The following is a 13,174-nucleotide window of genomic DNA, read 5'->3' as shown; positions in this document are numbered from 1 at the left end:
CGCCGAACATCCGGCTTCCTCATTGCGAGGAAGCCCGGCCAGTCTCAATGAAGGACGCGCGGTCCTTCGTCTTCACGCTCGATCTCACCTTCCACCAAACGCCCCGCCATCTGCACGCCAACGCTGAGCATGGCCTTCGCCACCTCGACATGCTGGCCCTGCAGGAACGCCTTGGCGTCTTCGGAAAAACTCAGGGTAACCAGGGAACCCTCGTCCTCGGCACGGCGCAGCTCGATGCGACCGTCTGGCAATTCGACAATTTCTAGAAAGGACGTGGGCATATCAGCAGAGGTCTCCAGGAAAGGGCGATATTGTAACAGTGCCGGTCACAATCAGCACTCACTCAAACCCTCGCGGAAACGCACGGTCAGCTTCTTCAGGTTTTGCCGCCATTCCTCCAGTTCCTCCCGGGAAAGCGGCGCGACAAAAGGCTCGTCAAGGTTGACGGCCTGAATCAGCGGCTGGGTGACGTCGCCTTTCGGCGCTTTATTGGCGACCGGCGGTTTGAACAAATCGGAATAAGCTTTCAACAAACGCGCCAGCCAGGTTTCCGGCTGTTGGGCCAGTTCTACCAGTTCGGCCATTTCCGGGATTGCGATGCTTTCCAGAACCTGCGGGATCAACAGTTGCTCGGCGCGGGACGCATTGGCCTCTGGCAGGCGATAAAACCCGGCGATCTCATGGCACAGCCCCAGCAATGCACCGTACAGGTGGAACAGCGCCGACTCCCGCTCGGCCTGGACCAGCGCCTGGGCATTCATGGCCCGGCTTTCCTGCGCCTTGCCCAAGCCTTCCAGGGCCAGGCCGGCGAAGAAGATTTTCTGATTGGTGCGGGTGTAGAGTTCCTGGGCCATTGAGGCGCTCTCCGGTAGGGCTGCGAGGCGGGGTCTGTCAGTTTCGGGGAAGGCCTTGTCCTGTGCAAGGATCTGTAAGCTTTTTCGTATTTGAGATTGGGATCTGATACAACGCGGACCCTGTGGGAGCGGGTTCACCGCGATTGCGGTAGTGAATCCACAATTGCAATCGCGGGTGAACCCGCTCCCACAGGATCCGCATGGTGCCCGGGATATTCAAACAAAAAGGCCGCGCCTGACATCGTCAGCCGCGGCCTCCACATTACCCGCCGAAGCGCTTAGCGCTTGTCTTCGACCTTCCACGCCTTGCCGTCGTAGAACGCGCGCCAGCCGGTCGGCTTGCCGTCCACTTCGGTCTGCACGTACTGCTCCTTGGTCTTGCGGCTGTAGCGAATCACCGCCGGGCGACCCTCAGGATCCTTCTGCGGTGCGTCGCAGAGGAAGTGGTACTTCGGATCGATCTCATGCTTGTGCGGGATGATCTCCAGCACCAGTGGCGCCCGGGTCTCGCGGTTCTTCGGGAACTGGCTGGCCGCCAGGAACAGGCCCGAGGCGCCGTCGCGCAACACATAGGTGTCGTTGACCTTCTCGCACTTGAGCTCCGGCATATCCACCTTGTCCATCTTCGGTGGTGCCGCCTCGCCGTTCTTGAGCAACTTGCGGGTGTTCTTGCACTCGGGATTGGTGCAACCGAAGAACTTGCCGAATCGGCCGGTCTTGAGCTGCATCTCGCTACCGCATTTGTCGCATTCCAGGCTCGGGCCTTCGTAGCCCTTGATCCGGTAGCTGCCCTCCTCGATCTCGTAGCCAGGGCAGTCCGGATTGTTGCCGCAGATATGCAGCTTGTGCTTTTCGTCCAGCAGGTAAGCGTCCATCGCCGTCGAACAGATCGGGCAACGATGCTTGCCGCGCAGCACACGAGACTCCGATTCACCCTCGTCGTCCGCAGCGATCTCGTCGCCCGGCACCAAGTTGACCGTGGCCTTGCAGCGCTCCTTCGGCGGCAAGCTATAGCCCGAGCAGCCAAGGAACACGCCGGTGGAGGCGGTACGGATCATCATGTGCCGGCCGCATTCCTTGCACGGAATGTCGGTGGGGGTCGGCTGGTTGGCACGCATGCCGTTCTCGCTGGACTCCGCGGCCTGCAACTTCTTGCTGAAGTCCCCGTAGAACTCGTCCAGCACGTTCTTCCAGTCGCGTTCGCCCTGGGCAACGTCGTCGAGGTTCTCCTCCATGTCGGCGGTGAAGCCGTAGTCCATCAGATTGGAGAAGCTCTCGGACAGGCGCTCGGTAACGATGTCGCCCATCTTTTCGGAATAGAAGCGGCGGTTGTGCAGCGTCACGTAGCCGCGGTCCTGGATGGTGGAAATGATCGCGGCATAGGTCGATGGACGACCGATACCACGTTTTTCCATTTCCTTGACCAGGCTGGCCTCGGAGTAGCGCGCCGGCGGCTTGGTGAAATGCTGGCTCGGATCCAGCTGGATCAGCTTGAGCACTTCGCCCTGGTTCATTTCCGGCAGGACATCGTCTTCGCCCGGCTTGCTCTGTTGTGGCAGCACGCGGGTATAACCGTCGAACTTGAGGATGCGCCCTTTGGCTCGCAGCTCGAAATCACCAGCAGCGACGCTGACGGTGGTCGACAGGTATTGTGCAGGTGGCATCTGGCAGGCGAGGAACTGGCGCCAGATCAGCTCGTACAGGCGCTCGGCATCACGCTCCATACCACTGAGCTTGCTCGGATGGGTGTTGACGTCGGAAGGACGAATCGCTTCGTGCGCCTCCTGGGCGCCTTCCTTGCTGCCATAGACGATCGGCGCATCGGGCAGGTATTTCTTGCCGAACTCGCTCTCGATATAGCTGCGCGCCATTTCCACGGCGTCGGTCGACAGGTTCGTCGAGTCGGTACGCATATAGGTGATGTAGCCGGCTTCATACAGCCGCTGCGCCATCATCATGGTCTTCTTCACCCCGAAGCCGAGACGGTTGCTCGCCGCCTGCTGCAAGGTCGAGGTAATGAACGGTGCCGAAGGCTTGGAGCTGGTCGGCCGGTCTTCACGCTTGGCCACGCTGTAGGAAGAGGCCTTGAGCTTGTCCAGCGCCGCCATGGCCTGGGCTTCGTTCAGCGGCTTGAACACCTCGCCCTTCTCACGAGCAACCTCGAAGCGCACCTTGGCGTTCTTCGCGGTACCGAGGTCGGCGTGGACCTCCCAGTACTCCTCGGGAATGAAGGCGCGGATCTCGCGCTCACGCTCGACCACCAGCTTCACCGCCACCGATTGCACCCGGCCAGCGGACAGGCCACGGGCGATCTTGGCCCAGAGCAGTGGCGAGACCATGTAGCCGACCACGCGGTCGAGGAAGCGCCGCGCCTGCTGGGCATTGACCCGGTCGATATCGAGGTCGCCCGGTTGCGAGAAGGCTTCCTGGATGGCCTTCTTGGTGATTTCGTTGAACACCACGCGCTTGTAGCGGCTGTCGTCACCACCGATGGCTTCGCGCAGGTGCCAGGCGATGGCCTCCCCTTCGCGGTCCAAGTCGGTTGCGAGATAGATGGTGTCGGCATCCTTGGCCAACCGACGCAGTTCGTCGATGACCTTCTCCTTGCCCGGGAGAATCTCGTACTTGGCCTTCCAGCCGTGATCCGGATCCACGCCCATGCGCGCAACCAGCTGCTTGCGCGCCTTTTCCTTGGGCGACAGCGCCGGCGCTTCACCGGCAGCCTTGCCGCGCTTGGCGGCCGGTTCCTTGGTGGCACTGGCCGAACCGCTGGTGGGCAGGTCGCGGATATGGCCGATACTCGACTTCACCACGTACTGGTTGCCCAGGTACTTGTTGATGGTCTTGGCCTTAGCCGGGGATTCCACAATGACCAGCGATTTGCCCATGGATCGGAAAATTCCTGAATATCGAAATAAAAAACACGCCAGGCACCTGACGCGGCACCGCTATATATAGTGGCTATAGAATGAGGTCAAGCACGGGAGTTCAGCCGCCTGCGCCATCCGGTCGCGAAAACAGCGTCGCTTCGGCCTCGACCAAAGCAAAGCGTGGGACTTGCTCCCCGTCAACTTCCACCGATTCGAGAAACATCGACAACGGCCGTACCCACAGGCCGAATTCGCCGTACAACGCCTGGTAGAAGACTACCCATTCCTCGCTTTCGGAATGCCGCGCAGTGCCGAAGACACGGTACTCAGGCCCTTTGTAATGCCGGTATACGCCTGGTTGTATCTGCATGCCGCTGGCCCTCCTGAAAAAATCCGAAAAAACAAAAACCGGGGCACCAGGCCCCGGTTTGGTCAACCACGCGATCAGACGCGCTCGAAGACCGTGGTGATGCCCTGGCCGAGGCCGACGCACATGGTCGAAACGCCGAGGGTACCGCCATTCTGCTTCATGACGTTGAGCAGCGTACCGGAAATACGCGCGCCCGAGCAGCCGAACGGGTGACCCAGGGCGATCGCGCCGCCGTGCAGGTTAACCTTCTCATCCATCTTGTCGAGCACTTTCAGATCCTTCAGCACCGGCAGGGCCTGGGCGGCGAAGGCTTCGTTGAGCTCGATGAAGTCGATGTCGGCAATGCTCAGGCCTGCGCGCTTGAGCGCTTTCTGGGTCGCAGGGACCGGGCCGTAGCCCATGATCGCCGGGTCCACGCCAGCCACCGCCATGGAGCGGATCACCGCCAGCGGCTGGATGCCCAGGTCCTGGGCGCGCTGGGCCGACATGACGATCATGCACGAAGCGCCGTCGGTGATCTGCGAGGAGGTACCGGCAGTCACGGTGCCGCCTTTCGGGTTGAAGGCAGGCTTCAGCGCCGCGAGGCTTTCCAGGGTGGTGTCCGGGCGAATGGTTTCATCGTAGTCGAAGACCTTGAGGAAGCCGTTCTCGTCGTAGCCCTGCATCGGGATGATCTCGTCCTTGAACTTGCCTTCCACGGTCGCCTTGTGGGCGAGCTGGTGCGAGCGCAGGCCGAACAGGTCTTGTTGCTCACGGCTGATGCCGTGCATCTTGCCGAGCATCTCGGCAGTCAGGCCCATCATGCCCGAGGCCTTGGCGGCGTACAGGGACATGTGCGGGTTCGGGTCGACCCCGTGCATCATGCTGACGTGGCCCATGTGCTCGACACCACCGACCACGAAGACATCACCGTTGCCGGTCATGATCGCCTGGGCGGCGGTATGCAGGGCGCTCATCGACGAGCCGCACAGGCGGCTGACGGTCTGGCCGGCGGCGGTGTGCGGGATCTGGGTCATCAGCGACGCCATGCGCGCGATGTTCCAGCCCTGTTCCAGGGTCTGGTTGACGCAGCCCCAGATCACGTCCTCGACTTCGGCCGGGTCGATCTTGGCGTTGCGTTCCAGCACCTTGCTGATCAGGTGCGCGGACATGTCTTCGGCACGGGTATTGCGGTGCATGCCACCCTTGGAGCGGCCCATCGGCGTGCGACCGAAGTCGACAATCACCACGTCTCTTGGATTCAGGCTCATATATTTACTCTCGCTCTATACCGTTGGGCGCTTAACCGAAGAAGCGCTGGCCGTTCTTGGCCATTTCACGCAGCTTCGCGGTGGGGTGGTACAGCGGGCCCAGATCGGCGTACTTGTCTGCCAGGGCCACGAACTCGGCTACACCGATGGAGTCGATGTAGCGCAGCGCGCCGCCGCGGAAGGGAGGGAAACCGATGCCGTAGACCAGGCCCATGTCGGCCTCGGCTGCGGTCTCGACGATGCCGTCTTCAAGGCAGCGCACGGTTTCCAGGCAAAGCGGGACCATCATCCAGTTGATGATGTCCTCGTCGCTGACCTCGCGCTGCTCGTAGACCACCGGCTTGAGCACTTCCAGCACCGAAGCATCGGCGACCTTCTTCGGCTTGCCGCGCTTGTCGGTTTCGTAGGCGTAGAAGCCCTTGCCGTTCTTCTGGCCGAGGCGGTTGGCCTCGTACAGAGCGTCGACGGCAGAGCGACGATCGTCCTTCATGCGGTCCGGGAAGCCTTCAGCCATCACGTCGCGACCATGGTGACCGGTGTCGATGCCGACCACGTCCATCAGGTACGCCGGGCCCATCGGCCAGCCGAACTTTTCCATGACCTTGTCGATGCGTACGAAGTCGACGCCGGCGCTGACCAGCTTGGCGAAGCCGCCGAAGTACGGGAACAGCACGCGGTTGACCAGGAAGCCCGGGCAGTCGTTGACCACGATCGGGTTCTTGCCCATCTTCTTGGCGTAGGCAACGGTGGTAGCCACCGCCACTTCGCTGGACTTCTCGCCACGGATCACTTCCACCAGCGGCATCATGTGCACCGGGTTGAAGAAGTGCATGCCAACGAAGTTTTCCGGGCGCTTGAGTGCCTTGGCCAGCAGGTTGATGGAGATGGTCGAGGTGTTCGAGGCAAGGATCGCATCGTCCTTGACCTGGGCTTCAACCTCGGCCAGCACCGCTTGCTTGACCTTGGGGTTCTCGACCACGGCTTCGACGACGATGTCGACATTGGCGAAGTCGCCGTAGGACAGGGTCGGACGAATCGCGTTCAGGGCCTCGGCCATTTTGGCAGGCGTCAGGCGGCCTTTCTCGACACGCTTGCCGAGCAGCTTGGACGCTTCGTTCAGGCCGAGCTGGATAGCTTCCTCGCGGATGTCCTTCATCAGGATCGGCGTGCCCTTGACCGCGGACTGGTAGGCGATGCCGCCGCCCATGATGCCGGCGCCGAGCACGGCTGCCTGCTTCACGTCGTGGGCGATCTCGTCATGGGCCTTGGCCTTGCGCTTGAGTTCCTGGTCATTGAGGAACAGACCGATCAGGCTTTCGGCTACCGAGGTCTTGGCCAACTTGGCAAAGCCGGCGGCTTCCACTTCGATGGCCTTGTCGCGACCGAAGTTGGCGGCCTTCTGGATGGTCTTGATCGCTTCGACCGGCGCCGGGTAGTTCGGGCCGGCCTGGCCAGCGACGAAGCCCTTGGCGGTTTCGAAGGCCATCATCTGTTCGATGGCGTTGAGCTTGAGCTTTTCCAGCTTCGGCTGGCGCTTGGCCTTGTGATCGAACTCGCCGCTGATGGCACGTTTGATCAGGTCCAGGGCCGCTTCGCCGAGTTTCTCAGGAGCGACCACGGCATCGACCGCGCCCACTTTCAGGGCGTCTTCGGCGCGGTTTTCCTTGCCGGAGGCGATCCACTCGACCGCGTTGTCGGCGCCGATCAGGCGCGGCAGGCGCACGGTACCGCCGAAGCCCGGGTAGATACCCAGCTTGACTTCAGGCAGGCCGATCTTGGCAGTGGTGGACATCACGCGGAAGTCGGCCGCCAGGCACATCTCCAGACCGCCACCCAGGGCGATGCCGTTGATGGCGACGACGGTCGGCACCTCGAGGTCTTCGAAGTCGCTGAAGATGCGGTTGGCTTCCAGGTTGCCGGCGATCAGCTCGGCCTCGGGCAGCTTGAAGTTGTCGACGAATTCGGTGATGTCGGCACCGACGATGAACACGTCCTTGCCACTGCTGACAATCACGCCCTTGATCGAAGCGTCGGCCTTGATGGTATCCACCGCCTGACGCAGTTCGTTCAGGGTAAGACGGTTGAATTTGTTGACGGACTCACCCTTGAGGTCGAACTTCAGTTCGACGATGCCGCTTTCAAGAGCCTTAACCGTGATGGCTTTACCTTCGTAAATCATCAACTGATCTCCACGATATGGAAGCTGAACTGTACACGCTGACCGCTTTTGTTCTGTTTCAGACCTGACCGGCAGCGTGATAGTCGGGATTCTGTACGAGCTTTCTTACAATACAAACGCTCAATTCATACGCCCGTTTGATTGGGGTGTGCACACATTCAACGAAAAGATGATCTTTGTCAAACCCCCAAAAGCACTGGCAAAAAGCGACCTTGCAGTCAGTTCTGTACGGCTTTTGAGCAACAGCGCATGACGGTGATCGGCGATCATTCACGTAAGCGATAGACGCCCGTGGCCGGAAATCGATCCAGCGGGGTAAACAGGAGTAGAGGAGAAAAAAGAAGGGAATTTGCCGCGCGCGAAGATGAATTGCCCACTACACTGCGAACTACTGAAATACCTCCCGGCCTGCCTGGCCTTTTTTTCAGCAGCGTAACGCAGCCCGCCCGGATGCCCGGGCGGGCTTTTTTCATGCCAGGTTTTGCAGCACCTGAGCAACATCCTGCAATACAGCAGCGTCCTCGCGCTCGCCCCAGCACAGGGCGATCATCTGCGTGCCAGCCTCGGCTTTGTAGACACTGGCCGGCAAGCGCTTGAGCTGCTCCAGCACGCGCTCGTCAACGCAGGGCTCACGCCACTGGTCAAGCCAGACACCCGGCTCGGTCTGCCAGTAGCTCCAGGTATCCGCACTGCCCTTGCGCCGCGCCCGGTGGTATTGCGCGCAGGTCGCCGGCGGCTCGTGCGGCAGCCAGTGCGGCCAGGTCTGTGGCGCCAGTTGCATGTTCATGCCCATGCGCCGCGCCTCCAGGCGCAACGCCATGCGCCCGCTCATGCGCCGGGACGGCAGCAGCCAGGCCAGGGGGCTGAGAATCAGCGCGAGGATTGACACAACTACCCAGACCGTCATATCTGTTATTCCTATCAACACGTTACCGATGAGCGGGTTAGCCGCAGCTGGATGCGATCAGCCTGAAACGGGCCATACTTTCTTTATTACGATTGTCAGGAGTACCTCTCATGCCCTACGAACACATTCTGGTTGCCGTCGACCTGACCGAAGAATGCGATCCGGTCATCAAGCGCGCCCGCGAGCTGGCCGGCCCGAGCAATGCCAAGGTGTCGCTGGTGCATATCGTCGAGCCGATGGCCATGGCCTTTGGCGGCGACGTGCCGATGGACCTGTCGCAACTGCAACAGCAGCAGTTCGACCAGGCCAAGGAGCGCATGGATCGCCTGTTCAACAAGTATCCGGAGATCAATCGCGGCGACTCGCACCTGACCTATGGCCAACCCCGCCAGGAAATCCACCAACTGGCCAAGGACCAGCGTTGCGACCTGATCGTGGTCGGCAGCCATGGCCGCCACGGCCTGGCCTTGCTGCTCGGCTCGACTGCCAACGACGTGCTGCATGGTGCGCCGTGCGATGTACTGGCGGTTCGCTTGCAGAAGAAAGCCGACTGACAGGTTTGGGGCCGCTTTGCGGCCCCATTCCTTTATTAGCTATCCAGCTCTGCCCAACGCTCCACCAACACATCCAGCTCCGCCTGCATGCTCTCCAGGCTGGCCAGCACCTTGGCGGTGTGGTCGATCGGCTTCTGGTAGAAGCCCGGGTCGGAGATTTCCTGCTGCACCGCAGCGATCTTCTCTTCCAGTTCGTCGATCTGCCCGGGCAGGGCCTCCAGCTCGCGTTGCAGCTTGTAGCTGAGTTTCTTCTTCGCTTCCGGCGCCGCAGCGGCAGCGACCGGCGCAGCCTCGGCCACCGGCGCCGCAACCACTGCGCTGTTCAGCTCGGATTTGCCCGACTTGCTTTCGCTCACCCCCAGCAGACGTGGCGAGCCGCCCTGACGGATCCAGTCCTGGTAACCACCGACGTACTCACGCACCCGCCCCTCGCCTTCGAAGACCAGCGTGCTGGTCACCACGTTGTCGAGGAAGGCCCGGTCATGGCTGACCATCAGCACAGTGCCCTTGTAGCCGGACAGCACTTCTTCCAGCAGTTCGAGGGTTTCCACGTCGAGGTCGTTGGTCGGTTCGTCGAGGACCAGCAGGTTGGCCGGCTTGCTGAACAGCTTGGCCAGCAGCAACCGCGCGCGCTCGCCTCCGGACAATGCCTTGACCGGGGTGCGCGCACGCTGCGGGCTGAACAGGAAGTCGCCCAGGTAGCTGAGCACATGGCGGCTCTGGCCATCGATCTCGATGAAGTCCCGGCCTTCGGCCAGGTTGTCGATCACGGTCTTTTCCAGTTCCAGCTGGTTGCGCAGCTGGTCGAAGTACGCGACCTCGATACGGGTGCCCGCCTCGACCTTGCCGCTGGTCGGCTGCAGATCGCCCAGCATCAGCTTGAGCAGGGTGGTCTTGCCGGTACCGTTGGCGCCGAGCAGGCCGATACGGTCCTCGCGCTGCAGGACCATGGAGAAATCCTTGACCAGGGTCGGGCCACCCGGGTGGGCGAAGCTGACGTTCTCCAGCACCATCACCTGCTTGCCGGACTTTTCCGCAGATTCGATCTGAATGTTCGCCTTGCCCTGGCGCTCGCGACGCTCGCTGCGCTCCACGCGCAGGGCCTTCAGTGCGCGCACACGGCCTTCGTTACGGGTACGCCGGGCCTTGATGCCCTGGCGAATCCACACTTCCTCCTGGGCCAGGCGCTTGTCGAACAGCGCGTTGGCGGTTTCCTCGGCGGCCAGCGCCGCTTCCTTGTGCACCAGGAAGCTGGCGTAGTCGCCGTTCCAGTCGATCAGGCCGCCGCGGTCCAGTTCGAGGATACGGGTGGCCAGGTTCTGCAGGAAGGAACGGTCGTGGGTGATGAACAGCACGGCGCCGGGGAAGCTGCTCAAGGCGTCTTCCAGCCAGGCGATGGCACCGATATCCAGGTGGTTGGTCGGTTCGTCGAGCAGCAGCAGGTCCGGCTCCGAGACCAGGGCCTGGGCCAGCAGCACACGACGGCGCCAGCCACCGGAGAGCTCGGCAAGGGTCTTGTCGGCCGGCAACTGCAGGCGGCTCAGGGTGCTGTCCACCAGCTGTTGCAGGCGCCAGCCATCACGGGCCTCGAGGTCCTGCTGGACATGCATGAGCTTTTCCAGGTCGGCATCGCTGTGGATGTTCTGGCTCAGATGATGGTATTCGGCAAGCAGTGCGCCGACACCTTGCAGGCCCTCGGCGACCACGTCGAACACGGTGCGGTCGTCGGCCACCGGCAATTCCTGGGGCAATTCGCCGATCTTCAGGCCGGGGGCGCGCCAGATTTCACCGTCGTCGGGCTTCTGCTCGTCCTTGACCAGACGCAGCATGCTCGACTTGCCGGTGCCGTTGCGGCCGATGATGCAGACCCGCTCACCACGGGCGATCTGCCAGGACACCTTGTCCAGCAAGGGCATGGTGCCAAAAGCGAGGGACACATCGCTGAATTTGAGCAGGGTCATGTTCTTCTCCATAAAGCGGGCGCGCATTCTACCCGACTTGACCGTCCGACACAGCCTGCACCGGTATCCGCCGGGCGGCGCGCCATTACGTCCGGATGCAAGCACAATGCTTTCATCGACGGCTGGCAAACAGCTAAGCTAAGGCCTGTGAACCCACAGTGCTGGCGACGCCGCCACTCGTTTTGGTCAACTGCCTGGAAGTCTCATGCGCCGCCTGCTCAACCTCGTTTCCTGCCTGCTTCTTTCCGCCTCGGTGGCCGGCATCGCGCAAGCCGCCGATCTTGCCCAACAACGCCAGATGTACGACGAAGCCAAGCGCGCCCTGGCCAAGGGCGACAAAGGCCCGTACCAGCGCTACGCCGCTGCGTTGCAGGACTATCCGCTGGAACCCTACCTCGCCTATGACGAGCTGACGGCCCGCCTGAAAACCGCAAGCAACGCCGAGATCGAAGCGTTCCTGGCGAAAAACGGCGACCTGCCCCAGGCCAACTGGATGAAATTGCGCTGGCTGCGCTGGCTGGCCGAGCGCGGCGACTGGCAGCCCTTCGTCAAGTACTACGACCCGAAACTGAATTTCACCGAACTGGACTGCCTCAATGGCCAGTACCAACTGGCCCACGGCCTGCGCGCCGAAGGCTATGCCACCGCCGACAAACTCTGGGCCGTGGGCAAGTCGCAGCCGGCCGCCTGCGACGCGCTGTTCGAACGCTGGGCTGCGGAAGGCCAGCTCACCGAACAGAAACGCTGGCTGCGCACCAAGCTGGCCGCACAGGCTCGCAACTACGCGCTGGCCAACAACCTGGTGAAAACCCTGCCGACCCTTGGCAACGAAGGTCGACTGCTGATCGATGTCGCACAGAAGCCGGAACTGCTCAACCAGCCGTCGCGCTTCACCCCGGCCAACGAAGCCATGTCCGACGTGGTCAGCCTCGGCCTGCGTCGCCTGGCCCGCCAGGATCCGGACCGGGCCATGGCGCTGCTCGACGACTACGCCAACCGCATGCACTTCTCGGCAGAAGAGAAAGTTGCCATCGCCCGCGAGATCGGCCTGACCCTGGCCCGTCGCTACGACCCGCGGGCGCTGGACCTGATGACCCGCTACGACCCGCAACTGCGCGACAACACCGTCAGCGAATGGCGCATGCGCCTGCTGCTGCGCCTGGGTCGCTGGGAAGAGGCCTATGAACTGAGCAAGCGCCTGCCCCAGGACCTTGCCAGCAGCAACCGCTGGCGCTATTGGCAGGCGCGCAGCCTGGAACTGGCGCAGCCGCAGAATCCGCAGATTCCGCTGCTGTACAAGACCGTTGCGCGTGAACGTGATTTCTATGGGTTCCTCGCTGCCGACCGTGCGCAAACGCCCTATCAGCTGAACAACAAACCGCTGGTGATCAGCCAGCAATTGATGAACAAGGTGCGCAACACCCCGGGCATCCGGCGCGCCCTTGAGTTCCACGCACGCGGCGAGATCGTCAACGGCCGCCGCGAGTGGTACCACGTCAGCCGCCACTTCAATCGCGACGAGATGGTCGCCCAGGCGCGTATCGCCTACGACCTGCGCTGGTACTTCCCGGCCATCCGCACCATCAGCCAGGCGCAATACTGGGATGACCTGGATATCCGCTTCCCGATGGCCCACCGCGACACCCTGGTACGCGAGGCCAAGGTTCGCGGCCTGCATTCGAGCTGGGTATTCGCGATTACCCGCCAGGAAAGTGCCTTCATGGATGACGCCCGCTCCAGCGTCGGCGCCAGCGGGCTGATGCAATTGATGCCGGCGACGGCCAAGGAGACCGCGCGCAAGTTCAGCATTCCGCTGGCTTCGCCCAGCCAGGTGCTGGATCCGGACAAGAATATCCAGCTGGGCGCGGCCTACCTGAGCCAGGTCCACGGGCAGTTCAACGGCAACCGGGTGCTGGCTTCGGCGGCGTACAACGCCGGGCCTGGCCGGGTACGGCAATGGCTGCGCGGCGCGGATCACCTGAGTTTCGACGTATGGGTCGAATCGATTCCCTTCGATGAAACCCGCCAGTACGTACAGAACGTGCTGTCTTATGCGGTGATCTACGGGCAGAAGCTCAACTCACCACAGCCGTTGGTGGATTGGCATGAGCGGTATTTCGATGATCAGTGAGTAGGCCAGCGCAGCCCCTGTGGGGGGGGGGGGGGGGGGGGGGGGGGGGGGGGGGGGGGGGGGTCGGGTGGGGGGGGGGGGGGGCCCGGGCGGCGGGT

10 protein-coding genes are annotated in these 13,174 nt (G+C 62.3%); 2 read left to right on the top strand and 8 right to left on the bottom strand.

The window, feature by feature from the left end; translation table 11 throughout:
* Positions 1–44: 44 nt before the first annotated feature.
* From ACKLLE_RS23660 to ACKLLE_RS23630, 7 genes are all read right to left on the bottom strand, one after another.
* Positions 45–281, bottom strand: a complete 237-nt coding sequence (locus ACKLLE_RS23660) for a hypothetical protein (RefSeq protein WP_009404620.1) — start codon at positions 279–281, stop codon at positions 45–47.
* A 51-nt stretch (positions 282–332) separates the two neighbouring features.
* The gene (locus ACKLLE_RS23655; protein WP_420059225.1) at positions 333–854 is read right to left on the bottom strand and encodes a DUF6586 family protein; all 522 of its coding nucleotides are present in this window, start codon (positions 852–854) and stop codon (positions 333–335) included.
* 278 nt (positions 855–1,132) lie between these two features.
* Positions 1,133–3,742 carry a type I DNA topoisomerase gene (gene topA, locus ACKLLE_RS23650; RefSeq protein WP_420059224.1) on the bottom strand — a complete coding sequence of 870 codons (2,610 nt, stop codon included), beginning with the start codon at positions 3,740–3,742 and terminating at the stop codon, positions 1,133–1,135.
* A gap of 100 nt (positions 3,743–3,842) precedes the next feature.
* The gene (locus tag ACKLLE_RS23645) at positions 3,843–4,094 is read right to left on the bottom strand and encodes a DUF1653 domain-containing protein (RefSeq protein WP_009404614.1); all 252 of its coding nucleotides are present in this window, start codon (positions 4,092–4,094) and stop codon (positions 3,843–3,845) included.
* Positions 4,095–4,168: 74 nt separating this feature from the next.
* The gene (fadA, locus tag ACKLLE_RS23640; protein ID WP_064303191.1) at positions 4,169–5,344 is read right to left on the bottom strand and encodes an acetyl-CoA C-acyltransferase FadA; all 1,176 of its coding nucleotides are present in this window, start codon (positions 5,342–5,344) and stop codon (positions 4,169–4,171) included.
* Positions 5,345–5,375: 31 nt separating this feature from the next.
* Positions 5,376–7,523 carry a fatty acid oxidation complex subunit alpha FadB gene (fadB, locus tag ACKLLE_RS23635; RefSeq protein WP_009404610.1) on the bottom strand — a complete coding sequence of 716 codons (2,148 nt, stop codon included), beginning with the start codon at positions 7,521–7,523 and terminating at the stop codon, positions 5,376–5,378.
* 469 nt (positions 7,524–7,992) lie between these two features.
* Entirely contained in the window at positions 7,993–8,430 is a 438-nt protein-coding gene (locus tag ACKLLE_RS23630) for a hypothetical protein (protein ID WP_009404608.1), read from the bottom strand.
* Positions 8,431–8,540: 110 nt separating this feature from the next.
* Between ACKLLE_RS23630 and ACKLLE_RS23625 the strand changes: the two genes are divergently transcribed.
* Positions 8,541–8,984, top strand: a complete 444-nt coding sequence (locus tag ACKLLE_RS23625) for a universal stress protein (RefSeq protein WP_009404606.1) — start codon at positions 8,541–8,543, stop codon at positions 8,982–8,984.
* Between the two features lie 35 nt (positions 8,985–9,019).
* Here the strand turns inward: ACKLLE_RS23625 and ACKLLE_RS23620 are convergent, their stop codons facing one another.
* Entirely contained in the window at positions 9,020–10,945 is a 1,926-nt protein-coding gene (locus ACKLLE_RS23620; RefSeq protein ID WP_064303193.1) for an ATP-binding cassette domain-containing protein, read from the bottom strand.
* 205 nt (positions 10,946–11,150) lie between these two features.
* On the opposite strand from ACKLLE_RS23620, the gene ACKLLE_RS23615 reads away from it, so the two are divergent.
* On the top strand, positions 11,151–13,076 hold the full coding sequence (locus tag ACKLLE_RS23615) for a transglycosylase SLT domain-containing protein (RefSeq protein ID WP_064303194.1): 1,926 nt from the start codon (positions 11,151–11,153) through the stop codon (positions 13,074–13,076).
* Positions 13,077–13,174: the final 98 nt, after the last annotated feature.

The sequence above is a fragment of the Pseudomonas bharatica genome, assembly GCF_048586865.1.
In the GTDB taxonomy this organism is placed as follows: Bacteria; Pseudomonadota; Gammaproteobacteria; order Pseudomonadales; family Pseudomonadaceae; genus Aquipseudomonas; species Aquipseudomonas bharatica.
The sequence above is the reverse complement of the archived record's forward strand: the minus strand, read 5'-3'. Positions and strand labels throughout refer to the sequence as shown.